Here is a 23,855-nt window from a genome sequence, read left to right as displayed (position 1 = left end):
CACCCATCAGGTCACTGTACGGACGGTAACTGTGTCCTGACGTCGGGGAGGACCCCGAGCGTCACCCTGATGCGGGGGCCGTCGGCAGCCGCTGTTGCAACGCCTCGTTCTTGGCCTCAGCGCCGGCCGCGAGATCGTGCTGGAACTCGGTCATCCGCTGCGCGAGGCGCGGGTCGTGCGCGGCCAGGATGCGGACGGCGAGCAGTCCGGCGTTCCGGGCCCCGCCGATGGACACCGTCGCGACGGGCACGCCGGCGGGCATCTGCACGATCGAGAGCAGCGAGTCCATGCCGTCGAGGTACTTCAGCGGCACCGGGACGCCGATGACCGGCAGCGTGGTCAGCGAGGCGACCATGCCGGGCAGGTGGGCCGCTCCCCCGGCGCCGGCGATGATCACCTTGAGACCGCGGCCGGCGGCCTGCTGCGCGTAGTCGGTCATGCCCAGGGGGGTGCGGTGGGCCGAGACGACCCGCACCTCGTGCGCGACGTCGAACTCGGCCAGCGCCTCGGCGGCGGCCCCCATCACCGCGAAGTCCGAGTCCGAACCCATGATCACGCCGACGTCAGTCATGCGGTCCCCCGTGCATCAGGTAGTCGGCCGCCGCCGCGGCCCGCTCGCGGAGCGCGGTCAGGTCGTCACCGCAGACGGTCACGTGCCCGACCTTGCGGCCGGGACGGAACTGCTTGCCGTACAGGTGCAGCTTGACGTCGGGCCAGTGCGCCATGAAGTGATGGACGCGCTCGTCGATGCCCTTGGGCTCGACGTCCTCGGGGCCGCCGAGCAGGTTGACCATCACCGTCCAGCGGGCGGTCGGGTCGGGCGTGCCGAGCGGGTAGTCGAGCACGGCGCGCAGGTGCTGCTCGAACTGTGACGTCCGCGCGCCCTCGATCGTCCAGTGCGCGGAGTTGTGCGGTCGCATCGCGAGCTCGTTGACGACGAGACCGCGCGCGGTGAGGAAGAGCTCGACGGCCAGTACGCCGGTGACCCCCAGCTCGTGCGCGATGCGCAGCGCGAGGGCCTGCGCGGCCTCGCCGGTGTCGTCGTCGAGCTCGGGGGCGGGGGCGATGACCTCGACGCAGATGCCGTCGCGCTGCACCGTCTCGACGACGGGCCAGGCGGCGCCCTGCCCGAACGGCGAGCGGGCGACGTCCGCGGCGAGCTCGCGCACGATCTCCACCTTCTCCTCGGCCAGCAGCCGGGTCCCCGACGCCAGGACCGCCGCGGCGTCGTCGACCGAGTCGACGACCCAGACGCCCTTGCCGTCGTACCCCCCGGTCGCGGCCTTGAGCACGATCGGCCAGCCGGCGTCGTCGCCGAAGCGCTGCAGGCTCTCGGCGGTGGTGATCGGCGCCCAGACCGGGCACGGCACGCCGAGCGCGGTGAGCCGCTCGCGCATGGCGAGCTTGTCCTGCGCGAAGCGCAGCGCCGCGGACCCCGGCTGCACGTTGACGCCGTCGGCCTCGAGGGCCTCGATGTGCGCGTTGGGGACGTGCTCGTGGTCGAAGGTGACCGCGTCGCACCCGTGTGCGAACGAGCGCAGGTCGGCCAGCTCGCGGTAGTCGCCGACGGTGACGTCCCGCGCCACGAGCGCTGCGCCGTCGTCCGCGCTGTCGGCCAGCAGGCGGACCGACTGGCCCAGCGGGATCGCGGCCTGGTGCGTCATGCGGGCCAGTTGCCCCGCGCCGACCATGCCGACGACGGGCAGTCCGGTGCGCTCGTCCACGGTCAGCAGCCTAACGAGCGCCCAGCCTGGGCAACTGCTGGGCGAGCCACCACGTTCGCGTCGTCGGGCGGCTAGGGTGCGGAACCGATGACCACCCTGCGCCCGTCCTCCCTCCGCGATCGCCTTCGCGGGTCCGCGCGCATCCTGATCAAGGAACTGTCCGCGTTCGGCGTCATCGGCGCGGTCGCGTTCGTCCTCGACATCGGCTTGTTCACGCTGTGCGCGTCCTTGGGCGCGCTCAAGGCCAAGGTGATCTCGACGGCCGTGTCGACGACGTTCGCCTACTTCGGCAACCGGCACCTGTCGTTCTCGCACCGCGCGCGGACCGGGCTCGGCCGCGAGGCGGCCTACTTCTTCGGCATCAACCTGATCACGCTGGCGTTCTCGCTGCTCGTCATCGCGCTGTTCGTGTACCCGCTGGACTTCGACCACGAGAGCGCCACGGTGCTCGTCGTCAACGTCGTCACGATCGGGCTGGGCACGATCTTCCGCTTCTGGGCCTACAAGCGGTTCGTCTTCCTGCACCCGGACCGCGTGCACGCCCGCACCGTCGACCTCGACGAGGAGCTCGCCGAGTAGGCCCGCACGCCGGCCGGCCGGGACGACGTCAGCCGGCGCCGCCGATGTCGGTCTCGTACGCCTCATAGACGAGGTCGGCGCCGCGCTGCCGGTGCCGGATCAGGTGCGCGAGCAGGGCCGTGGCGCGGTCGCGCAGCTCGGTGACGTGCTCCTTGCCGACCGGGCCGTCGCTGTCGACGACCAGCGAGGCGATCTCGGCGGCGAGCTGCTGGTGCTCGGCGGTGAGCTGGTCGACGCCGTGGGTCAGCCGGACGTCGCCGGTGAGGATCGTCTGGTGCAGGCCGCCCGGGCCCTCGGTGACCTCGACGTGGGCGGCGAAGTCACCGGCCAGCGTGACGAGGGCGTCGTGGACGGTCTCGCCCCACACGACCGCGCGCCCGTACGCGGGGGCGGCCAGGGTGATCTCCACGTAGTCGAGGGTTCCGCGCAGTTCGGCGCGGCGCGCCCGGACGGCGGCGAGCTCGGTGTCGGCGTTCGTGACGGGTTCCATGCGATCACCTCCGGTGAGGGGACGTTCATGCTGTCGCTCCCGATCTTGCGCCGTCCACCCGGGTGGCACGACGCGCACGGGTCGCCGGTGTGATCTCACACCACCAGGACGGACTTGCCGACGATCGCGCGCCTCTCGATGGCCTCGTGGGCACGGGCGGCCTCGGCGAAGGGCACGCGTTGCCCGATCCGGGGGCGGACGACCCCCGTCCCGAGCAGGTGCAGCGCGGCCTCGGTCAGCTCCCTGCGGTCGGCCTCGACCACGTCGCGGTCGATGCCGTGGACCACGACGTCGTCACGGTCGGGCGCGCCACCGAAGCTCCCGCTCGCCGCACCATAGGCACCGAGGTGGCCGCCGGGGCGCAGCAGTGCGGCCGCGGCCCGGCCGATGTCACCGCCCACGCCGTCGAGGACGACGTCCACGGGCGCGATGTCGCGCGTCCAACCGTCCGCGGCGTAGTCGAGGACCTGATCGGCGCCCAGCTCGCCCACGGCCGCGGTCTTGTGCGGGCCGCCCGCGGCACCGAGCACCGTCGCGCCCGCCCGCTTCGCCAGCGGGACGAACCAGTACCCCACCGCGCCGGCCGCGCCGGTGACCAGCACGCGGGTGTTCCGGCCGAGCGGCACGGGCGCGAGCTGCGACAACGCGAGGACGCCGTCGTGCAGGGCCGCGGTCGCGACCGCCGGGTCGAGACCGTTCGGCATCGCGTAGACGTCGTGCAGCGGGACCGCCACCCGTTCGGCGTATCCCCCGGCGTTGCCGGTGCGGGCGATCACGGGCTCGCCGACGCGATCCGTCGGCACACCGTCACCGACCGCGGCGATCGTGCCGGCGACGCCCGTGCCGGGCACCCACGGTGGTCGCATCGGGAAGTAGGCCTGGCCCCACCCGGAGCGCAACTGCGTGTCGAGATGGATGATCTCGACGAGCTCCACGTCGATGCGTACCTGGCCCGCCGCCGGTTCCGGGTCGGGTCGTTCCCGCACCGTCAGGACGTCGGGACCGCCGAACTCGGACACCTCGATCACGCGCATGACACCTGTCTAGGGGTTCGAGCGCGGTTGAGGTCAAGCGTCGATCGGTTTCCCGTCGGATCGCGCGCGGCGGACTCCGAACCCGGCACCGATCAACGCTGCCGCCGCGCCGCCCAGCAGGCATGTCCAGAGCGACCAGGAGGTGACGTACGCGAGCAGCAAGAAGGCGAGCGGGCCGAGGAACAGCCCTTCGGCGACGGGATGCCGGCGGGACCACTCGCCGAAGGCCCCGTTCGCGTCGAACCACATCGCGAGGGCGATGATCCCGTACACGATCGCGGCCACGACCCCCATCGGCCAGCCGCGTTTCGACCCCAGCTCGACCACGACGAGCACGCCGATCGGCAGGATGAGGAGGCGGGACCACACCGGCGGGCTCGCGGCGAAGTCGGTGAATCGGGTCAGCAGGCCGGCCACGACATCCCCTCCCAGGACCGCGATGGTGCGGACCAGATGGTGGCACAGCCTCGGCGTCTCGGCGCGGCTGACACCGCGGCCGATGCCGTAGATGAAATCGTCTACAACGATCTAGGGTGGTGGTCATGCCGGACACGACGACGATCAGGGTGAGCCGGGCGACCCATGCCCGCCTCACCCGCCTTGCCGCGGAGCGGCACGAGACCGTCGACCAGACCGTCAGCCGGGCGGTCCGCGCTCTCCGACAAGACACCATGGGCCGCGATCTCGCGACGGAGCTGACGGATGACGAGAGGGCCTGGCTGGATGCTGACGCCGGGTGACGTGGTCGAACTGGATCTGGGAATCCCTGCCGGCAACGAGGCGGCGCTTCGCCGACCGGCCGTCGTCGTCACCGCGGCACGCGTCCTGCGTGGCGGTCCCACGGTGGTGCAGGTCGTCCCGCTCACGCGAACGATCAGGGCGAGTGGGGCCGAGGTGGTCATCGACCCCGACGACGGCAACGGCCTCGGCGCGCGCTCGGCTGCGCAGTGCCAGCACGTGCGCTCGGTGGCGACCGCGCGGATCCACGAGCAGACCGGGAACGTCGGGCCGGTGATCCTCGGCGAGGTCCGCGAGACCTTGTCTCTTCTGCTGGACGTGTAGGCCACGGCCACCGGCGGCCACGACGGGACTCCTGTCAGCACCGCGCCGGCACTGTCAACCTTCGTGGCGCACGACCGTCGCGACGACGGGCCGACCTCGTCGCGTGGATCGCCGATCAGCGCGGCGTCGCTGCCCAGCAGGCGCGTCCACAGATTCGTGCGCCGTTCGTGGCACCCCTTGCGGCTGAGGACGGAACTGTCGTACCCCCTCGCTAGCCTCGAACACATGATCGAAACGGTGGTCGCGACGGCGGACGACCTCGCCGCCTGGGCCGCCGAGGCCACGCCCTTCGACGGGTTCCTGACCCCGTTCGGCGGGTTCGACGTGCCCGAGCTCTCCGAGGTCGGCCGGGTAGACGCGCTGGTGGCGCTGCAGCGGCTGCGGTCGTGGATCGACGCGCAGGAGGCCCGGCTGTTCGCGGCCACGGTCGCTGCCGACGGTGAGAAGGGTTTCGCGCTCGACGAGATCGGCTGCGCGCTACGGCTGTCGGCCGGGGTCGTCGCCGAGCGCGCTCACGTGGGCACCGAGCTGGTCGACCGGCTGCCCGCCACGCTCGCCATGTTGGAGTCGGGCGCGATCACAGGCCGTCATGCGCAGGCGCTGGTCGACGCCGTCTCGCTGCTCGACGCCGGCATAGCCACGCGGGTCGAGCAACGCGTGCTGTCGGGTGCGGCCGAGCAGACGCCCGCCGCGTTCCGCCGGTCGGTGCGGCGCGCGGTCGCGTCGTGCGACGCCGCCGGCGTCGAGGAGCGGCACGAGCGGGCAATGATCGACCGCCGCGTCTGCGTCACCCCGACGAACGACGGGATGGCCGAGCTGTGGGCGCTGCTGCCCGCCGACGGCGCGGCGTCACTGCTCGCGGCGCTGAACGGGGTCGCCGGCCGGCGGGTGGCCGGTGACGAACGGACCGCCGGCCAACGCCGCGCCGACGCGCTCGTCGGGCTGGCCGCGCAGCAGCTCACCGACCCGTCGCTGCCGGCATGGCAGGGGCGTCGCCCGGCCGTCCAGGTCACGGTCGCGGCCACCACGCTGCTCGGAATGGACGACGAGCCGGCCGAGCTCGACGGCTTCGGACCGCTCCCCGCCTCGATCGCCCGGGCGATCGCCGCCGACCCGTCCGGCACGTGGCAGCGGCTGCTCACCGACCCGGTCGGCCAGCTGGTCGACTGCTCCCGCCGCTACCGTCCCGCCGCTCCACTCGCCGAGTTCGTCATGGCCCGCGACCGCACCTGCCGCTTCCCGCGGTGCCCTCGTCCGGCGCGACGGACCGAGCTCGACCATCAGATTCCGTGGGAGGACGGCGGCACGACCACCGCCGACAACCTGGAATGCCTTTGTTCCCGCCACCACCACCTGAAACATCAGTTGATTCGATAAAGTGCCATCATGTACATGCCCCGCGCCGCTGCGATCTACGCGCGCATCTCGAAGGACGTCACCGGCGAAGCGCTTGGCGTAGAGCGACAGCTCGATGATTGCCGACGACTGGCCCGAGAGCTTGGCTGGACCGTCGTTGACGAGTACATCGACAACGATCTGTCGGCCTTCAGCGGCAAGCTGCGTCCGGAGTACCGGCGCATGTTCGACGACGTCAAGACGGGCCTGCGCGACGGCATCCTGAGTTATCACACCGACCGGCTCACCCGGCAAACCCGCGAGCTCGAGGACCTGATCAGCCTGTGCGATGCCAACCGCGTCGCCGTGCAGACTGTTCGTGCGGGATCGCTGAACTTGTCGGATGCCTCAGGCCGGATGACAGCCCGCATCGTCGGCGCAGTCGCGCGCGGCGAGAGCGAGCGGATGAGTGAGCGAATGAAGGCCGGGAACAAACAGCGCGCCGAGAAGGGCCGACCCGACACCCGCGGCTACCGCAAGTACGGCTACGAACGCGACCACATGACCATTCGCGAGGACGAGGCCGCAATCATCCGCGAGTTCGCCGACCGGCTCTTGGCTGGGGAGAGCCTGACCGCCCTGACCCGCGAACTCAACGACCGCAACGTCCCCACCGCCACCGGACGAGGGCCCTGGTACTCAGCAAGCCTGCGACAGATCTTGCGCAGTGCCCGGCTCAGCGCACAGCGCGAGTACCAAGGACAGATCGTCGCCCTCGGTGAGTGGCCTCCGATCCTGAGCCGGGAGCAGACCGCCCGCATCCGGCACCTGCTCGACGACCCGGCACGACGCACGTTGCGGACCCCGAGTCGCTATCTGCTCTCCGGGGGATTGCTGCGCTGCGGGACGTGCGGCGGTTCGATGTCCGGGCGACCGAAGGAACACACCCCGTCCTACGAGTGCCGCAAGATCGGCCACAACTGCGGACGAGTGTCGATCAAAGCCGAACCGATGGAGGACTACGCCCGCGACCTGGCCCTGACCGCGCTCGACGGCCCCGACCTCGCCGCGAGCCTCCGCAGCTTGGAACAGGGCACCACTCAGACCGCGACCCTCACCGACCAGCTCGCCGCCGATGAGCAACGCCTCGACGAGCTGGCCGAAGCCTTCGCCGACGGCGAGGTCACAAGAACCCAGCTCACCACCGCGACCAAGAAGCTCACCGCACGGATCACCGCCAACCGCGACCGGCTCGCCGCCGACAACGGCCACCGCGACCTGTCCCGCTATCTCGGCCAAGGCATCAGACTGCGCCGCGACTGGGACACCATGACCCTCGACCAGCGGCGAGCAGTCATCACTGCCGTGTTCGAGCAACTGACGATAAGCCCGGTCCTGCGACGCGGCCAACGCGGCTTCGACACCGACCGGATCGGCATCGTCTGGCGCGTCTGACGCTGCCGGGTCACGTACCGCCCCCGCCCCGCTACCCCACGGTCCGGGCAACCCGGCGCGCGTCAAGGGCACGCTCGCAAGCTCGCTCTCCGGCCCCTGACACGAGCCGGAACGCCCGGTCCTGGCAGCTATCGGGGCGGCGGCTCAGGAGTGGCCGCGCGCGGCGGACCCAACGCGCTCTACGCCAACACGTCGACCACGGTGCCCACGCCCTCGACCTCGCCACCGCACGCCGTACACGACCAGCTCAGCGGCGAGGACTCTCCGACCCCCTGACTCGTCGGCATCGGGGGAACCACCATCGACGACGCTGCCCCGCACTCGACGCAACGCCCGACAGCCTCCCGAACCGCGAGGTGCGCACACCCGCAATCCAGCCCATGCACACGACCGGCTGCCCGAGCGGCCGCGCGAGCTGCGGTCCGCCGTTGCTGCCTGTTCATCCCGCCGGCTCCGATGCAGCGTGGCGCGGGCCTGCGGCCGGCGCGCCGGCCGCGCTGCGCTTGCCGTCCGGCGCATCCGGCTCGGCGGCATCGCGCTCCGCCACCCCGGAGCCGCCGGGACCGAGCACCTCCCACCGACGCCGCTGCACCACGTAGCCGATCCGATACACCTGGGCCCGATCCAGATCACTCAACCGCACCCCACGCCTCGCATGCGGCCTCGGCCGCTGCACCTGTTCAGTCATGCCGCCCCCTGCTCGTTCCGTACGCCCTCGATTACCACAGCTACCGCCCGCAACGTCACCGGATCGGCGACCCGCTCCGGCAGTCCCTGCGCGTGCCGCGACGCCGTGACCACTGCAGCGATTTGCTCATGGGTGAGCCCGTGCTCGGCCATCACGCCACCGCCCAGGACAGCCAGAACGACTGCCGCTCGTCGCCGGGCAGCGAGAACCACGACCGCAACAGCGGGTGCGCACCCATCCGCGCGTCGAGCCTGCCGACAAGCTCGTCACGGGTGGCGGCCTCGAACCGTTCCACCTCGGGCTGAAAGCCCTGCGCGCACTCATACCGATGACGGCCCAGCGCCCGCGCCGACTCCTCGAACCCTTTGCCCAGGTACTTGCCGATGTATCGAGCCGCGATCCTTGCCCGCTCGACCACGGCAGCGTCCGACAGGCCGACCCGGCCCTTACGCGCAAGATCGATACGGTCGCCATGCGGCCAGCACGCCCGAACGGTCCGGATCGGAACGAACGCCCCGAGCGCAGCGTGCGCGTGCCACCCGTGGCCGCCAGGATGTAGCTCCGGCACCCACAAGTACGGGAACGACCCCCCGACCTCGCCACGCAGCGTCCGCCAGAAGTCGTGCAGATGATCAACCAACAGGTCGCGATCATGGTTCCCGCTGCCGCGATAGGTCAGCGTCAACATGCGATCACAGCGATTCGACACCACGTAGTGCCGTACCTGACGCCGCGCACGCCGTGCACCTTCCTCACCGCTTCGCACCGTTCCACCGGCGCCAGGCGCGCGTTCACGCGCAGGCTGCGACGTGACGAACCCACCACCCGCCTCGAACGCGCCAGCCACAAGCCGAGCCGACCACCGAGAACTGAGCTGTGATGCACGGACAGCTCGCGCAGCCGACGACACCACAGCCACCGGCTGCCGTGAAGGTTGTGCGGACACTGCGAGCGCTCCCCGACGTCGATCCAGAATCGAATCGACCTCGGCGGCTACGCCATCGCTCTATGTGCGCGTCTGGGTGTCAGCGCAATACCCACCCGCAGACCATGATGAGGATCGTCCACTCGGCGGATTGAGGTCTTACCCCCGGACCGCCCTGCGGGTTGCGCTCCGGTTTGCCAAGTGCGGCAACCTTACAGTCGTGTAACTCCGTGTCGCAACGACCAAGGGCCCTACTGCGACGCCACGGTGATGACCGAACCAGCGACGGCGCCGCCCAACGCGCCGAGCGAGGTCGACACTGCTAATACGCGCGAGTCGAAGGTCGACGCGACTTGGTTCATTGCGTCGACTACGCGTTGCAGATCGATGGCCTCGATCTCACTAATGTCCGAGCGCATGTCATAGCCGAAGAGGAACATTTCCCCGATGTCGTATCTGCTGTCCTGCAGACTTCGCAAACTATCGAGCCAACGCTCGGTCAGCGAGTCCACGTTAGACATGGCTAGCCAAAGACGCGCCATTAGTTGGCGGCCCTCTTTACGCCAGCCGCGGTTCGCTCGCGCAGCCTTCATTCGTTTGACCGGCGACAGTGCGCGTCCGGAGGCGTACGCATAGTTGTGCGCTAACAGGTGGCTTAAATCAGCGCGAATCTGATTGCGAATGTCAAGAATGCGCCGACCGACGTTCTTCACCTCGGCGAAGTGGCCGCTCGACGTACGAAGACTTAGTAAGCCAAAAAGCGCCATTTCCTCGAGCTCTCCGCGAGCGTCGTATCCGATTGTAAATCGTACGCGATTGTTACTGGCGCCGGCCGCTGGCTCGATCTCTGCCTTCTCAGAGGCAGCGTCGGCCGAGACCTCCATTGCCGTATGTAGGAACACATAGTCACACCCAGGACTGCATGCTTGCGTATAGGACCCAAAGCCAGCCGCGGTGATCGCATCGGTGATCACCTTCGCCGCTATGTGACCCCCGGAGAGCGGAAGGTGGCGACTCTTTTGCTTCCACACGACCAACAACGTCAGTCCGTCCCATGCCACCGCGTAAGTATCTGTAGGAGGCTGATCAGTTCCATGGTGAGATTGTTGATGTTGCACTGCGACGCGGAGTGTGAAAACTATAGGCGCACTGAATTCGACTGAAGCAAACCCATCTTCGCCGGTCAGTACTGTATTTGCGCCAGAGCTGTTAGCGGGAAACATTCCCCGCCAAGAACTCCAAAAATCGTCAATGTCCTCGACGTCAATAGTTCCAGGTATACGCGAGTCCTCACTGAGCTTCTGAACGATTGCGGCAGCGACCACAGCAGCAGACTCAGGTTTGGGCCTGGTCACCATGAGCGTTCCTAGACGGGCGAAGTAGTACTCCTTCGCTGCGCCGACCTGGTCCTGGCCGCCCGCCAGCTCAAGTTTGGTGTCACTCACCTGCACGTCCCCCTGGAAGTCTCTTCAGCACGACTGTGCCACCGGCCGACTCCGTGGACACCGCTAGGAGGTTCGCTCAGTTTCGTTGGTAGATCAAGAGGAGTAGTGCCGTGCCGCGCTGCGCGCGACACGACACGCCACCCATCGCACCGCCAATCGGGAGGCCCGACAGGGCACCTCTACGAATGGTGAAGCACGAGGCCGGCTGGACGGTCACGGGCGACCCGGCCGACGGGTTGGTGTGGCGTAGCCGGACCGGTCACGTCTACCGGGCACCGCCGGGGTGATCCCCCCGGGCGCGTCGCTGCAGCACCGCGCGCTCCTGCTCGTTATCGCACAGCTCGGCGGCGCGCCGGAACTCCGCGGCCGCGTCGGCGGCGTGCCCCAGCCTCGCGAGCACGTCGCCGCGCACCGCCGGTACGAGGTGGTAGCCGCGCAGAGCGGGGAGGTCTTCGGCGATCAGGTCGTCCACGATGGCGAGCGCCTCGGCGGGGTCGCCGGCCATCGCGACGGCGACCGCACGGTTGAGCTCCACGACCGGCGAGCCGGTCACCTCGACGAGCGCGTCGTACCGCTCGGCGATGCGCGCCCAATCGGTGTCCTCGGCCCGGGCCGCGCGGGCGTGGCAGGCGGCGATCTGCGCCTGCAGCACGTACGGCCCCGCGCCACCGAACGACTCGGCCCGCGCGAGAGCGGCGAGCGCGTGGGTGATGAGCGTGCGGTCCCAGCGCGAACGGTCCTGGTCGGGCAACTGCACCGGCTCCCCGGCCGCGGAGACCCGCGCCCGCAGCCGGGACGCCTGCAGCTCCATGAGCGCGACGAGGCCGTGGGCCTCCGGCTCGGGCGGGGCCAGCGCCGCCAGCATCCGGCCGAGCCGCATCGCCTCCTCGCACAGGACCGGCCGCGTCCACGTCGCCCCGGACGACGCGGCGTACCCCTCGTTGAAGACGAGGTAGACCACCTCGAGCACCGACGCGAGCCGCGACGGGAGCTCCGGCCCGGACGGCACCTCGAACGGCACGCCCGCGGCGCGCAGCGCCTTCTTCGCCCGCGTGATCCGCGCCGCCATCGTCGGCACGGGGACGAGGTACGCGCGGGCGATCTCGTCGGTCGTCAGCCCACCGACCATCCGCAGCGTCAGCGCGACCCGCGCCTCGGGCGCCAGCACCGGATGGCAGGCGGTGAACATCAGCCGCAGCACGTCGTCGGCGACGGTGGTCTCGACGTCGATGTCGGCCATCGGGTCGGCCACCTCCTGCCGCTCGTGACCGATCTCGGCGAGTTTGCGTTCGTAGGTGACGGCACGCCGCACCGAATCGACGTAGCGACGCCGCGCCACCGCGGTCAGCCACGCGGCGGGGTTGTCGGGCACGCCCGACGCCGGCCACTGCTCCAGCGCGGCCACCAGTGCGTCCTGCGCGAGATCCTCGGCCAACCCCACCTCGTGGACGACGCGCGCCAGCCCCGCGACGACCCGCGCGGCCTCGATCCGCCAGACGGCGGCGACGCGAGACGCGACGTCCTGCGTCACTGCCCCTGGTCGGCGATCCGACTGCGCAGCTTCTGCTCCTGCACGCGCATGTCGGGGGTGAAGTTCTCGCCGAGGTCCTCGATCTCCATGATCGGGCGCACCTCGAGTTCGCCGTCGACGAACGGCACCCGCTGCGCCCACTCCATCGCCTCGTCCATGGAGCCGACCTGCCAGATCCAGTACCCCGAGACGAGCTCCTTGGTCTCGGCGAACGGGCCGTCGACGACGGTGGTCTGCCTGTCGGCGAACCTGATGCGCTTGCCCCGCGAGCTGGGCGCGATCCCGTCACCGGCGAGCATGACGCCGGCCGCGACGAGCTCGACGTTGAACTTGCCCATCGCGTCGAACTCCTCCTCGGTGCCCACGTGTCCGGCTTCGCTGTTCTCGGTCGCCTTCACGATCACCATCACGCGCATCGCGTTCTCCTTCGCTCGGCCCGGGTCCTACACCCTGACTCACTCGGACGTCGAACGGCCAGCCGCGGAATCGACAGCCGACGAAGACTTCCTACAACTCGATCGCGTCGATGGCGCGGTAGATCCGCTTCTCGCTGACCGGACGGGGGGTGCCCAGCTGCTGCGCCCACACGCTCACCCGCAGCTCTTCGATCAGCCGGGCGATGTCGCGGACGTCCTCGGCCGCCGCCCGGATCGGCGGCAGCGCCCGTACCAGCTCGTCGTACGCGTCGCGGACGGCATGGACGCGCAGCATCCTCCCCCGGTCGGTGTCGACGTCGCGGGGCAGCATCTCGAGCCGCCGCCCGATCGCAGTGACGTAGCGCGCGGCGTCGGCCAGGTGCGCCGCGCCGATGCGGGTCACGAAGCCCACGGGCAGCAGCCGCCGAAACTGCTCGCGGACGTCCGCGATCGACTCCGCCTGGGTGCGCGGCGGGTCGGCCGGCAGCGCGAGCCGCACCTCGTGGGCGGCGGCGAGCACCGCCTCGACGCGGCGCACCACGTCCGCCGTCACCGCGACGAGCTGCCCGGCCACCGTCGCGCGCAGCTGCTCGAACCCGTCACGCGTCCACACCGGCTCGGCGACCAGCGAGTCGACGGCGGCGTCGGCCGCGTCGTCGATCAGCGCGGCGAGCGAGCCGTCGGGGTTCGAGCCGAGGACGAGCCGTGACCGCGTGCCGATCGTCCGCTCCACGGCCTTCACCGGTGAGGACGTCGCGAGCCGCAGCAGCCGGCGGACGCCGGGACGCATCGCGGCCGCCTGCTCGGCCGCCGTCGCGAACACGCGGACCGCGACCGAACCCCCCTCGTCCACCAGCGCCGGGAACCCGCGGACGGTGTGGGCACCACTGCTGCGCTCGACGCTGCGCGGCAGCTCGGCGAGGTCGGCCGGCCACGCGGTGAGCCCGCCGCGCTCCAGCTCCCCAGCCACGGCGGCGGCCACCGCGGCGCGGACCGGCGCGGCCAGCTCCTCCTGCAGCGCGGTCAGGTCCTTGCCGCGCGCGACGACGTCCCCGGTCGCGTCCTCGACGGCGAACGACACCCGCAGGTGGCCGGGCACCTTGTCCACGTCGAACGCCTCGAGCGGGACGAGCACGCCGGTGCGTCGCTGCAGCTCGCGCTGCAGTCCGGGCAGCAGCGGATCCTGCCCGGGCTGCAACTCGGCGAGCACCGCCCGCGCGGTGTCGGGCACGGGGACGAAGTTGCGGCGCAGCTCCTTGGGAAGCCCGCGCAGCAGCGCGACGACCAGCTCCTCGCGCAGCGCAGGGACCTGCCACGCGAACTCCTCGCCGCCGAGGCGGGCGAGCACGTCGACGGGGACGTGCACGGTGACGCCGTCGTCGGCCGCACCGGGCTCGAAGCGATAGGTCACCGGCAGCGCGAGGTCCCCGGCCCGCCAGGTCTCGAGCGTCTCGGGTGCGTCGTCGTCGTGGCGCAGCAGGTCGTCGCGGGTCATCGTCAGCAGATCCGGCGTCCGATGCCGTTGCTTCTTCCACCACGCGTCGAAGTGCCGCTGCGACACCGCCTCCGCCGGCACCCGGGCGTCGTACCAGGCGTGGATCTCGTCGTCGGTGACGAGCAGGTCCCGGCGGCGGGCCCGCTCCTCCAGCTCGGTGAGCTCGGCCCGCAGCGCCTCGTTGTCACGGAAGAAGTGGTGCCGCGTCGTCCAGTCGCCCTCGACCAGGGCGTGCCGCACGAACAGGTCGCGGGCCACGTCCGGTTCGACCGTCGAGTACCCCACTCTTCGACGCGGGACGAGCGGCAGACCGTAGAGGTTGACCCGCTCGTAGGCCATGACCGCGCCGCGCTTGGCGTCCCAGTGCGGCTCGCTGAACGTCCGCTGCACCAGCGGGCCCGCGACCCGCTCGACGGTCTCGGGGTCGATGCGCGCCGCGACACGGCCGAACAGCCGCGACGTCTCGACGAGATCGGCGACCACGATCCACCGCGGCGGCCGCTTCGTCAGCACCGATCCGGGCGCGAGCACGAAGCGCGAGTTGCGCGCGCCGAGGTAGTCGCGGTTGTCGCCCTCGCGGGCGCCGACATGGCCCAACAACCCGGCGAGGAGAGCGGCATGGATGCGTTCAGGGGGCGCCGGCTCGTCCGACTCTACGACGTCGAGATTTCGCGCGATCGTGCGCAATTGTCCGACGAGATCCTGCCACTCGCGGATGCGCAGGTAGTGCAGGAACTCCTCTCGGCACATCCGACGGAACTGGTTGCCCGACCGCTCCTGCCGCTGCTCGCGCAGGTAGTGCCACAGGTTGAGGAACGACACGAAGTCGGAGTGCTCGTCGGCGAAGCGGGCATGCTTCTGCCGCGCCGCATCCTCCCTGTCGACGGGGCGTTCGCGCGGGTCGGGGATCGACAGCGCCGCCGCGAGGACGAGCATCTCGCGGACGCACCCCTCGGTGTCGGCCGCGAGGATCATCCGGCCGATGCGCGGGTCGACCGGCAGCTGCGCGAGCCGACGGCCGACGTCGGTGATCGCACCGGCCGCATCGAAGGCGCCGAGCTCCTGCAGCAGCTGCACCCCGTCGCGGACGCTGCGCTTGTCAGGCGGGTCGAGGAAGGGGAAGTCGGCGACGTCGCCGAGCTGCAGCGCCGCCATCTGCAGCATGACCGACGCCAGGTTCGTCCGCAGGATCTCGGGGTCGGTGTAGCGCGGCCGGGCGGCGAAGTCGTCCTCGGCGTAGAGCCGGATGCAGATGCCGTCGGCGACGCGGCCGCAGCGCCCGGCCCGCTGCGCCGCCGACGCCTGCGACACCGGCTCGATCGGCAGCCGCTGCACCTTCGTCCGCCGCGAGTAGCGCGAGATGCGCGCGGTGCCAGGGTCGACGACGTACCGAATGCCCGGGACGGTCAACGACGTCTCGGCGACGTTCGTCGCGAGCACCACCCGGCGACCGGTGTGCGGCTGGAACACCTTCTGCTGCTCGGCGGTCGAGAGCCGCGCGTAGAGCGGCAGCACCTCGGTGTTGCGCAGCCCCGACAGCGCATCGGCGGTGTCGCGGATCTCGCGTTCGCCGGACAGGAACACGAGGACGTCGCCGGGCGCCTCGCGTTCGAGCTCGGCGACCGCGTCCACGATGGCCTCGGTGGGGTCGCGCGTCTCGATGCGGACGACCTCGTGGTCCGGATCGTCGGCGCCGTCGTCGGACTCGGCGTCGCCCGTGCGCCCTACCGGCACCTCCAGCGGTCGGTAGCGGATCTCGACCGGATAGGTCCGGCCCGACACCTCGACGATCGGCGCCGGCGTGCCGTCCGGCTGGGCGAAGTGGGCGGCGAACCGCTCGGGCTCGATGGTCGCGCTCGTGACCACGACCTTGAGGTCGGGACGCCGCGGCAGCAGCTGCTTGAGGTAGCCCAGCAGGAAGTCGATGTTCAGGCTGCGCTCGTGCGCCTCGTCCAGGATGAGCGTGTCGTAACGCAGCAGCCGGCGGTCGCGCTGCATCTCGGCGAGCAGGATGCCGTCGGTCATCAGCTTGACGAGGGTGCGGTCGCTGACCTCGTCGGTGAAGCGGACGGTGTAGCCGACGGTGTCGCCGAGCGGGGAGCCCACCTCGTCGGCGATGCGCTGGGCGACGGTGCGCGCGGCGAGGCGGCGCGGCTGGGTGTGGCCGATCGTCCCGCGCACGCCGCGACCGAGGTCGAGGCAGATCTTGGGCAGCTGCGTCGTCTTGCCCGAGCCGGTCTCACCGGCGACGACGACCACCTGGTGCTCGCGGATCGCGGTGGCGATGTCGTCGCGCTTCGCGCTGACCGGCAGGTCGGGGTAGCGGATGTCGGGGACGGCCGACCGCCGTGTCTCGATCAACCCCTCGCCCCGCGCGATCTGCTCGGTGACCTGCGCCCGGGCCCGCGGGTCGTCCCGCCGTCGCAACCCGTCGAGGCGGCGGCGCAGCCGCGCGGCGTCGCGGATCGTCAGCCCCTCCAGCCGCTCGCGCAGCTCGGCGACGGACGGGGGCGCGAACACTCCGCCCAGGATAGGCGGTGCGCGCGGGTCGATTTCGGGTACGTGGATCGCATGAGTGAACCGACCGACCAGGACATCGCGGCCGAGCCGCACGAGGGCCTGGACAGCTTCGCCAACCCGGACGCCAAGGCGGCCGAGGACCGTATCCAGCCGCTGTCGCGCGCGTCGGGCGAGGGCCCGCCGCCCACCGACGCGCCACCGGCCGACACCGCGCCGACCGTCGAGGGCACCGGTGCGGGCGATCCGCTCGCCGGCGTGCGGATCGACGACGAGGACGCCGCCCACGCCGTCGACCCGGAGGACGGGTCGGGCCGCGCCTGATCCCGCTCGTCACGCCAGATACGTCAGGAGCCGCTCGGCCAGGTCGGCCGGGCGGCTCTTCGCGAGCAGGTGGCCGCCGGGCAGGACGTCGGCCTCGACACCCAGCCGCTCACGCGCCACGCGGACCTGGAAGGCGGCCGGGAAGAACCGGTCGTCGGCGCCCACCAGCACGTGCGTCGGCACCGCCGGCCAGGCCTGGAACGTGCACGGTTGCCCGAACGGGGTGTCGGCGGGAGCGCGGTCAGCACCGGCCATCGCGGCCTTCACGTCGTCGGGGATGTCGTGCAGGAAGTACGTCTCGAGGTCGAACTCGCCCGAGCGGCCGGCCGCGGCGTCGGCCGTGGCCCGCGCGTCCGGCTGGCCCGTGGCCTCCCACCACTCGCCCGGCGTCTCACCGGGCAACGGGATCATCGCGTTGAGCAGGACGATCCGGGCCAGCGCCTCTCGGCGCGCCAGCATCGGCGCCGTGAACCCGCCCATCGACTGCGCGACCACGACCACGTCACGGTGAGCACCGATCGCCTCGTCCACCAGCGCGGCGTACTCGGGCAGTCCCAGCGCCGGGTCGTCCTCCCGGATGTCGACCGCGACCGCGACGTGACCCCGCGACTCGAGCTCGATGACCAGTTCGCGCCAGTACAGCGCGACGCCACCGGCACCGGGGATCAGGACGAAGGTCGTCATCGCCGCACCTCGATCAGCTCGTAGTCGACGATGTGGCCGTCGACGACCTCGAGCAGCCCCATCGTCCCGTGCGGTTGGCGCCGCTTGTCCGTCGGCGAACCGGGGTTGATCGCCCGCTGCCCGTCGACCGTCTCGTCCCACGGGATGTGCGAGTGGCCGAAGACCACGAGGTCCGCGGTAGGGAACATCCGCCGTAGCCGCGCCGCGCGGCCCTGCCGGGCACCGCTGTCGTGCACCATCGCGACGGCGAGGCCACCGAGGTCGAGCTCGCACCGCTCCGGGGCACCCCAGCGCGCGACGTCCGGACCGTCGTTGTTGCCGCGAACGGCGTGGACCGGCGCGAACCGCGCCAGCTCGTCCAGCGTCGCGGCCGTGCAGACGTCACCCGCGTGCAGGATGGCGTCGACACCGTCGAGGCGCGCGGCGACGGCCGGTGGACACGCCTTCCAGTGGCGCGGCGCGTGCGTGTCCGAGAGCAGGGCCAGCCGCATGGCGCCAGTCTGCCGACCGCGCGAGCACGACGGAACGGCCCGGACGAGACCATGTCTCGTCCGGGCCGTGTGGGGGGCGCGGTCGGTCGCTGCCGTCGCAGGTCAGTCGGCCGGTCCGCTCGTCAGGGTGACGGTCTTGGTGTGGCTGGAGCCGGACGTGTCGGTCCAGGTGATGGCGACGCGCTGCCCCGGGTCGTAGGCGGCCAGCCGCTTCTTCAGCGAGGTGCCGTTGGTGACGGACTTGCCGCCCACCTCGGTGATCACCGAGCCCGACGTGATGCCGGCGTCGGCGGCGGGACCGCCCTCGACGACCGAGGTGATGCCGGCGCCGCCGGAGGCGGAGTCGGTGACCCCGACGCCGATGAAGGCGGGCAGGCCGATGCGGACCGAGGAGGTCTCGACGCCGGACTCGATCTGCCGGGCGATCGTGAGCGCGTCGTCGATCGGGATGGCGTAGCCCTCGGACGTCGCGCCGGAGCCGTTGCCCGAGGACGCGGCGGTGTTGATGCCGACGACGTCGCCGGACGAGTCGTACAGCGGGCCGCCCGAGTCGCCGGAGACGATGCCGGCGTCGGTCTTGATGAGGCCGGTGAGCTTCTCCGAGTCGCTGCCGCTCTCGTCCGAGGCGGTGATGGACTGTTCGAGCGCGGTGACCTTGCCGCTCGCCGCGGTCAGCGAGCCGGTGCCGCCGGCGTTGCCGACGCCGGTGACGGCGGCGCCGACCTTCAGCGCCGAGACGTCCGAGGCGTCGCCGACCTGGGCGGTGGTCAGCCCGGACGCGTTGCGCAGCTTGATCACCGCGACGTCGTCGCTCTTGTCGGTGCCGACGACGTCCGCCTTGTAGGAGCGGCCGGTCGTCTCGTCGGTGACCGTGATGCTGGTGGCACCGCTGATGACGTGGTTGTTGGTGAGGATCTCGCCGTCGGAGCTGAGGATCATCCCGGTGCCGGCGCTCTCGGCGTTCTCGTACTTGAGCACCGAGGTGATGGTGACGATGCCCTTCTGCTGCGTCGCGCTCGCCGCCGTCCCGCTGCCCTGCGAGCTGTTGCCGTTACCGCTGTTGCCGTTGCCGCTGTTGCCCTGCCCGCCGCCGGGGAGGACGCCCTGACCGGGCAGCTGGCCGGTGTTGCCGGAGTTGCCGGAGTTGCCGCTGCCCGAGCCGCTGCCGGTGCTGCCCGACCCGGAGCTGCTGCTGCCGTTGCCGAACGCGGGCTGCTGGGCGACCGTGCCGCTGCCGTCGGTCGTCGCGCGCCCGATTCCGACGCCGGAGAGCACGAGTGCCGCGGCCAGCGCCGCACCGCCCACGCCGACCAGCGCGCGCCTGCGCCGCGGCGAGCGGCCGGCCGGGGCCGGAGACCCCGCCGGCGGGTACGTGCCCACCGCGCCGTAGCCGGGCTGCGGGCGGTACTCGGTGGCGTAGGGGTCGGCGTACGGGTTCGTGTACGGCCCGGGGTACTCGCTCGAGTAGCTGCCGAGGTAGGGCGAGCCGTGCCCGGGCTGCTGCTGCGGCTGCGCCGACGGGTAGGGCGACGGGTACGGGCTCGGCGACGGCGCCGACTGCGGTCCAGAACCCTGGGAGGAGAACGGGGTGGTGCGGTCGGGCTCGGGGTTCTGGTCGGAGCCGGACTGCGCGTCGTTGATCGCCATGTCCACCACTGAACGCGCACAACCCAGTCGTTCACTGAGCTGTAGCCGTGCGAAACCTGTGTGAGCTTCGGGCCTGCTCGCATACCGGACGCACGCTACGCGACACGCCGGAGCCGATTGACGCAATCGAACGCCTGTTCGATGATTGACTGATGCTGGACGTTGCCATCCGCCGCGCCGACGGCACCGCCGTCGTCGACTGGCAGCACGTCGGCGTCCGCACCGCACCCCCGTTGCCGGTCGCACCGGCCCTGCGCACGATTCTGCCCGACGGGCTGCGCCGCGGCAGCACGGTCAGCGTCGGCGGCTCGCTGTCGCTGCTGTTCGCGCTGCTCGGCGCGGCGTCGACCGACGGCGCGTGGTGCGCGCTGGTCGGTTTCCCGCGGGTGAGCGCCGAGGCCGCGCGCGAGTACGGCGTCGATCTCGGCCGGCTCGCGCTCGTCCCCGCGGCCGGGTCGGGGTGGACGACGGCGGTGGGTGCCCTGCTCGACGCCGTCGACGTCGTGGCCGTCCGTCCGCCTGCCGGCCGTGGCCTCGTCCCCGGCGACGTACGGCGGCTGGCCGCGCGCGCCCGCAGCAAGGACGCGGTGCTCATGCCCTTCCTCGCCGGGTCGACGGCGGGGTCGGCGTGGCCCGCGGCCGACGTCCGGCTGCAGGCCGGCGAGGGGGTCTGGTCGGGCATCGGCTCGGGCACCGGCCGGTTGCGCGGTCGCCGGGTCGAGGTCAGCGCCGGCGGTCGCGGTGCGTCCGCCCGCCCGCGCTCGGCCGAGCTCTGGCTGCCGGCGCCGGGCGGCGGTGTCGCCGAGGCACCGCCGGCCGTCTCGGGCGTTCCGCTCGCCCCCGTCGTCGAGCTCGCCGGATGACGACCTACACCCGGCGGGTCAGCATCTGGTGCCCCGACTGGCCGGTCACCACCGCCCGGGTCGAGGCCGGTCGCGGGGCCGACGACCCCGTCGCGGTCGTCACCGCCAACCGGGTGGTGGCCTGCTCGCAGCGGGCCCGCGAGCAGGGGGTGCGGCGCGGCCTACGACGGCGCGAGGCGCAGGGCCGCTGCCCCGAGCTCGTGGTGCTCGGCCGCGACGAGGCCGCCGAGGCGCGGGTCTTCGAACCGGTGGTGGCGGCGCTCGAGGCGATCGCCCCCGGCGTCGAGATCACCCGGCCCGGGTTGGCCGCGATCGGCGTCCGGGGCCCCACCCGCTACTTCGGCGGCGAGACCGGGGTGCTGCGCGCGCTCTCGCGCGGGGTCGCCGACATCCCCGCCCTGCAGGGGGCCGACGTCCTCATCGGCATCGCCGACGGCGCGTTCGCGGCCGAGCAGGCGGCGCGGCGCGGCATGGTGATCGAGCCCGGCGAGTCGTCGGCGTTCCTCGAGAACCTGCCGATCGAGACCCTCGCCCCCGCCGGCACGTCACCGCTGGTCGACCTGCTCATCCGCCTGGGCGTCCGCACCCTGGGCGCCTTCGCCGCACTGCCCGCCCGCGACGTCCTCGCCCGGTTCGGGCCCGACGGCGCCTGGGCACACCGGCAGGCACTGGGCACCGACGACCACCCGGTCAGCGGCCGCCGTCCCCCCGTCGAGTTCACGGTCACCCTCGATCTCGAACCCCCGGTCGACCGCGTCGACACCGTCGCATTCTCCGCCCGCGGCGTCGCCGAGCAGTTCGTCACCGACCTCGCCGCGCACGGCCTGGCCTGCACCTGCCTCGAGCTGCAGGCACTGAGCGAGAACGGCGAGGAGACGGTGCGCCGCTGGCGTCACGCCGGGGTGCTGGGGGTAAGCGACGTCCTCGACCGCGCCCGCTGGCAGCTCGAGGGGTGGCTGTCCGGGACCAACCGGCCGAGCGGCGGGGTGATCCGGGTCGTCCTCGTGCCGATCGAGGTCGTCCCCACCGGCACCCACCAGCAGGCGCTGTGGGGCGGGCAGGGTGACGAGGACGAGCGGGCCGCCCGAGCCCTCGCCCGGGTGCAGACCCTGCTGGGCCACGGCTCGGTGCTGGCGCCGGTGCTCGAGGGCGGCCGCGATCCCGGGCAGCGCACCCGTCTCGTGCCGTGGGGGGACGAGCCGTTGCCGCTGCGCTCGCCCGAGCAACCCTGGCCCGGCCAGCTGCCGGCCCCCGCCCCGTCGGTGCTGCTCGACCCACCCCGGCCGGCGCAGCTGCTCGACGCCGCGCGGCGTCCGGTGGTGATCACCGAGCGAGGCGCGATGCCCTCGCCGCCCGCCCTGTTCGGCACCGGGCGCGACCTCGCGGCGGTCACGTCGTGGGCCGGCCCCTGGCCGGTGGACGAGCGCTGGTGGTCACCCGACGACGCACGACGGGTCGTCCGTTGCCAGGTCGTGGACGTTCACGGCCGCGCCTACCTCGTCACCGGGACGATGCCGGCAAGCGGCAGCGGCGAACCCCCTCGCTGGCAGGTCGACGCCGTCTACGACTGACGCACGGCATCACCGCGCGACCGGCCGGGTGCCCTGATGCGTGGACGGCAGAATGCGCGGATCCGCGTCAACGGCCTGCCTCCCCTCATGACCGCATTCCATTCGCTCCCGGTTGCTCGCCCACCGGTTCCAGGGCGAGGTACGGCTTCTCGGTGGGCACCTGCCACGCGACGTCGGTGATGTCGGCGAGGTGCGCCGGTTCCTCGTAGTGCGTGTCGGCCCAGACCTTCCAGACCAGCCGACACGCGCCTTCCTCGAGCAGGGAGACCACCGCCTCGCGTGCGATCGCCGTGCGCTCGCCGTCCGTCAGCCGATCGAACTGCCTGAGCTCGTCGACGAATTCGTAGAGCCCCACGTCACCTGCTCCGAAGAGGTCCCGCGCCTCCCGAGCGACGTGATCCCGCAACTCGTCGTGCCGACTCATGGTTCACCCCCGTGCAGCCGTGTCATGGCCGGGGACCGTAGCTCGGCGCGGTGTCCTCCCGCTCGCATGAGCCGGCGGGCTGTGGACAACCCGCCGTTCGGGCGGTGCGAACGTGACTGCCTGTGGACAACCCGACCATCCCGCGCGGTTTCGTGGCAGCATGCTCGGCGTGAATCGGAGGAGGTTTGCGGCAATTGTCGCGATGGCGCTGGTCGTGCTGTCCGCTGCCGCCTGCACCTCCGACGACGGCAGCGACCCGACACCGAGCCGAACCGTCACGCGAACGACCCCGACCGCGCCGACCACGACGACCCGCCCGAGCAGCAGCGCCACCCCCAGCCCGACCGTGCCCACCACCGGACCCAACGTGCGCCCAGGCGAGAAACCCCCCACCGAGTCCGCCCTCGCCAAGACCCACACCCCACCCGGCGCCACCGAGTTCGCGTTGTTCTGGTTCCAGGCGCTGGACTGGGGCTACGCCACCACGGACACAACGCTGACGACAGGGCGCTACCTGACTCCCTGCTCGACCTGCACCGACTTCGTGAACGACATCGACACGGCCCGGCGTAGGCATCAGCACTTTCAGGGTGGACGCATCGCGCTGCACGGTCGGAAACTGGTCGCGAACGACAATCGCCACCCCGGATCCACCGTGGTCGATGTCTACTTCGACTCCGCGGCCGTCAAGACACTCGACTCGACGGGTCGAGTCGTGTCCCGAGGTGGCGCCTCCCGAAATCTCCGATGGCGCCTCTGGCTGGGTTGGACGGCCGACCATTGGGCAGTCCGCGACATGAGACGTGTGATCACGAAATGACGCGACCGACTCGGGCATGGCTTGTGCCAGCGCTCATCTGGGCGCTCTTCGCGACCGGCATCGTCTACTCTTCCCCCGCTACGGCAGACCGGTGCAACGGGAACAAGTTCTCGGGATGTAACGCCGGTCAGTCCATCCGGGTCGCAGGGCGCGACGCCACTTCGCCGAGACGAGCTGGATCTGCGACCAGCGGCCGTTCGGACTCGTTGACGGTCACCTGCGGGACGAGCGCGGAACGTCAACTGACCAACCTCGGCGACCGTCTACCAGCCGTGGCCGGCAGCACCTGCCAAAGCCAACGCATCATCTGCCGAGCCACCGAAAAAGCCGAGAAC

24 protein-coding genes are annotated in these 23,855 nt (G+C 71.5%); 9 read left to right on the top strand and 15 right to left on the bottom strand.

Annotated features, from left to right (window positions below):
• Positions 1 to 61: 61 nt before the first annotated feature.
• A complete protein-coding gene (purE, locus tag BUE29_RS19985; RefSeq protein WP_073392238.1) occupies positions 62 to 571 on the bottom strand; it encodes a 5-(carboxyamino)imidazole ribonucleotide mutase in 510 nt (169 codons plus the stop codon).
• A complete protein-coding gene (locus BUE29_RS19980) occupies positions 564 to 1,724 on the bottom strand; it encodes a 5-(carboxyamino)imidazole ribonucleotide synthase (protein WP_073392237.1) in 1,161 nt (386 codons plus the stop codon). The genes purE and BUE29_RS19980 overlap by 8 nt, the downstream gene beginning before the upstream one ends.
• A gap of 87 nt (positions 1,725 to 1,811) precedes the next feature.
• On the opposite strand from BUE29_RS19980, the gene BUE29_RS19975 reads away from it, so the two are divergent.
• On the top strand, positions 1,812 to 2,303 hold the full coding sequence (locus BUE29_RS19975) for a GtrA family protein (protein ID WP_073392236.1): 492 nt from the start codon (positions 1,812 to 1,814) through the stop codon (positions 2,301 to 2,303).
• Positions 2,304 to 2,331: 28 nt separating this feature from the next.
• Here the strand turns inward: BUE29_RS19975 and BUE29_RS19970 are convergent, their stop codons facing one another.
• From BUE29_RS19970 to BUE29_RS19960, 3 genes are all read right to left on the bottom strand, one after another.
• Positions 2,332 to 2,793, bottom strand: a complete 462-nt coding sequence (locus BUE29_RS19970; protein WP_073392235.1) for a hypothetical protein — start codon at positions 2,791 to 2,793, stop codon at positions 2,332 to 2,334.
• A 95-nt stretch (positions 2,794 to 2,888) separates the two neighbouring features.
• Complete coding sequence (locus BUE29_RS19965) at positions 2,889 to 3,827, bottom strand: zinc-binding dehydrogenase (protein WP_073392234.1); 939 nt, start codon at positions 3,825 to 3,827, stop codon at positions 2,889 to 2,891.
• 33 nt (positions 3,828 to 3,860) lie between these two features.
• Positions 3,861 to 4,244, bottom strand: a complete 384-nt coding sequence (locus BUE29_RS19960) for a hypothetical protein (protein ID WP_073392233.1) — start codon at positions 4,242 to 4,244, stop codon at positions 3,861 to 3,863.
• 125 nt (positions 4,245 to 4,369) lie between these two features.
• Between BUE29_RS19960 and BUE29_RS19955 the strand changes: the two genes are divergently transcribed.
• The 4 genes from BUE29_RS19955 (at position 4,370) to BUE29_RS19940 (ending at position 7,679) form a co-directional block, all read left to right on the top strand.
• Positions 4,370 to 4,567 (top strand): hypothetical protein, encoded by a 198-nt coding sequence (locus BUE29_RS19955; RefSeq protein WP_073392357.1) that lies wholly within the window; start codon positions 4,370 to 4,372, stop codon positions 4,565 to 4,567.
• Entirely contained in the window at positions 4,530 to 4,889 is a 360-nt protein-coding gene (locus BUE29_RS19950; protein WP_200800340.1) for a type II toxin-antitoxin system PemK/MazF family toxin, read from the top strand. The genes BUE29_RS19955 and BUE29_RS19950 overlap by 38 nt, the downstream gene beginning before the upstream one ends.
• Positions 4,890 to 5,114: 225 nt before the next feature.
• The gene (locus BUE29_RS19945) at positions 5,115 to 6,266 is read left to right on the top strand and encodes an HNH endonuclease signature motif containing protein (protein WP_073392231.1); all 1,152 of its coding nucleotides are present in this window, start codon (positions 5,115 to 5,117) and stop codon (positions 6,264 to 6,266) included.
• Positions 6,267 to 6,275: 9 nt separating this feature from the next.
• Positions 6,276 to 7,679, top strand: coding sequence for a recombinase family protein (locus tag BUE29_RS19940; protein ID WP_084181534.1), 1,404 nt, complete (start codon positions 6,276 to 6,278; stop codon positions 7,677 to 7,679).
• 439 nt (positions 7,680 to 8,118) lie between these two features.
• Here BUE29_RS19940 and BUE29_RS22245 read toward each other — a convergent pair whose 3' ends face one another.
• The 6 genes from BUE29_RS22245 to hrpA all read right to left on the bottom strand — a co-directional run bounded on the left by BUE29_RS22245 (position 8,119) and on the right by hrpA (position 16,699).
• Positions 8,119 to 8,367 (bottom strand): hypothetical protein, encoded by a 249-nt coding sequence (locus BUE29_RS22245; RefSeq protein WP_143168287.1) that lies wholly within the window; start codon positions 8,365 to 8,367, stop codon positions 8,119 to 8,121.
• Between the two features lie 151 nt (positions 8,368 to 8,518).
• Positions 8,519 to 9,055 carry a rolling circle replication-associated protein gene (locus BUE29_RS19935; protein ID WP_084181532.1) on the bottom strand — a complete coding sequence of 179 codons (537 nt, stop codon included), beginning with the start codon at positions 9,053 to 9,055 and terminating at the stop codon, positions 8,519 to 8,521.
• Between the two features lie 488 nt (positions 9,056 to 9,543).
• The gene (locus BUE29_RS22240; RefSeq protein WP_143168286.1) at positions 9,544 to 10,737 is read right to left on the bottom strand and encodes a hypothetical protein; all 1,194 of its coding nucleotides are present in this window, start codon (positions 10,735 to 10,737) and stop codon (positions 9,544 to 9,546) included.
• A gap of 265 nt (positions 10,738 to 11,002) precedes the next feature.
• Positions 11,003 to 12,268 (bottom strand): RNA polymerase sigma factor, encoded by a 1,266-nt coding sequence (locus BUE29_RS19925; RefSeq protein ID WP_073392229.1) that lies wholly within the window; start codon positions 12,266 to 12,268, stop codon positions 11,003 to 11,005.
• Positions 12,265 to 12,684 carry a YciI family protein gene (locus tag BUE29_RS19920; RefSeq protein ID WP_073392228.1) on the bottom strand — a complete coding sequence of 140 codons (420 nt, stop codon included), beginning with the start codon at positions 12,682 to 12,684 and terminating at the stop codon, positions 12,265 to 12,267. The genes BUE29_RS19925 and BUE29_RS19920 overlap by 4 nt, the downstream gene beginning before the upstream one ends.
• Before the next feature lie 91 nt (positions 12,685 to 12,775).
• Positions 12,776 to 16,699, bottom strand: a complete 3,924-nt coding sequence (hrpA, locus tag BUE29_RS19915; RefSeq protein WP_073392227.1) for an ATP-dependent RNA helicase HrpA — start codon at positions 16,697 to 16,699, stop codon at positions 12,776 to 12,778.
• A 51-nt stretch (positions 16,700 to 16,750) separates the two neighbouring features.
• Between hrpA and BUE29_RS19910 the strand changes: the two genes are divergently transcribed.
• Positions 16,751 to 17,020 carry a hypothetical protein gene (locus BUE29_RS19910; RefSeq protein ID WP_143168285.1) on the top strand — a complete coding sequence of 90 codons (270 nt, stop codon included), beginning with the start codon at positions 16,751 to 16,753 and terminating at the stop codon, positions 17,018 to 17,020.
• 9 nt (positions 17,021 to 17,029) lie between these two features.
• On the opposite strand, the gene BUE29_RS19905 is transcribed toward BUE29_RS19910, so the two are convergent.
• The 3 genes from BUE29_RS19905 to BUE29_RS19895 all read right to left on the bottom strand — a co-directional run bounded on the left by BUE29_RS19905 (position 17,030) and on the right by BUE29_RS19895 (position 19,842).
• Positions 17,030 to 17,704 carry an alpha/beta fold hydrolase gene (locus tag BUE29_RS19905; RefSeq protein WP_073392225.1) on the bottom strand — a complete coding sequence of 225 codons (675 nt, stop codon included), beginning with the start codon at positions 17,702 to 17,704 and terminating at the stop codon, positions 17,030 to 17,032.
• On the bottom strand, positions 17,701 to 18,195 hold the full coding sequence (locus BUE29_RS19900; RefSeq protein WP_073392224.1) for a metallophosphoesterase family protein: 495 nt from the start codon (positions 18,193 to 18,195) through the stop codon (positions 17,701 to 17,703). The genes BUE29_RS19905 and BUE29_RS19900 overlap by 4 nt, the downstream gene beginning before the upstream one ends.
• 102 nt (positions 18,196 to 18,297) lie before the next feature.
• Positions 18,298 to 19,842: a S1C family serine protease gene (locus BUE29_RS19895; protein WP_084181598.1), complete on the bottom strand. Its 1,545-nt coding sequence runs from the start codon at positions 19,840 to 19,842 to the stop codon at positions 18,298 to 18,300.
• A 152-nt stretch (positions 19,843 to 19,994) separates the two neighbouring features.
• On the opposite strand from BUE29_RS19895, the gene BUE29_RS19890 reads away from it, so the two are divergent.
• Both BUE29_RS19890 and BUE29_RS19885 read left to right on the top strand, forming a co-directional pair.
• Positions 19,995 to 20,705: a hypothetical protein gene (locus BUE29_RS19890; RefSeq protein ID WP_073392223.1), complete on the top strand. Its 711-nt coding sequence runs from the start codon at positions 19,995 to 19,997 to the stop codon at positions 20,703 to 20,705.
• Positions 20,702 to 22,276 (top strand): DNA polymerase Y family protein, encoded by a 1,575-nt coding sequence (locus BUE29_RS19885; protein WP_073392222.1) that lies wholly within the window; start codon positions 20,702 to 20,704, stop codon positions 22,274 to 22,276. The genes BUE29_RS19890 and BUE29_RS19885 overlap by 4 nt, the downstream gene beginning before the upstream one ends.
• An 85-nt stretch (positions 22,277 to 22,361) precedes the next feature.
• Here BUE29_RS19885 and BUE29_RS19880 read toward each other — a convergent pair whose 3' ends face one another.
• Complete coding sequence (locus BUE29_RS19880; RefSeq protein WP_143168284.1) at positions 22,362 to 22,700, bottom strand: hypothetical protein; 339 nt, start codon at positions 22,698 to 22,700, stop codon at positions 22,362 to 22,364.
• Between the two features lie 160 nt (positions 22,701 to 22,860).
• On the opposite strand from BUE29_RS19880, the gene BUE29_RS19875 reads away from it, so the two are divergent.
• Positions 22,861 to 23,520 carry a DUF6318 family protein gene (locus BUE29_RS19875; RefSeq protein WP_143168283.1) on the top strand — a complete coding sequence of 220 codons (660 nt, stop codon included), beginning with the start codon at positions 22,861 to 22,863 and terminating at the stop codon, positions 23,518 to 23,520.
• The last annotated feature ends 335 nt before the right edge of the window (positions 23,521 to 23,855 follow it).

The sequence above is a fragment of the Jatrophihabitans endophyticus genome, from assembly GCF_900129455.1.
In the GTDB taxonomy this organism is placed as follows: domain Bacteria; phylum Actinomycetota; class Actinomycetes; order Mycobacteriales; family Jatrophihabitantaceae; genus Jatrophihabitans; species Jatrophihabitans endophyticus.
Note: the sequence above shows the minus strand (reverse complement) of the source record. Positions and strands in the feature narration are given on the sequence as shown.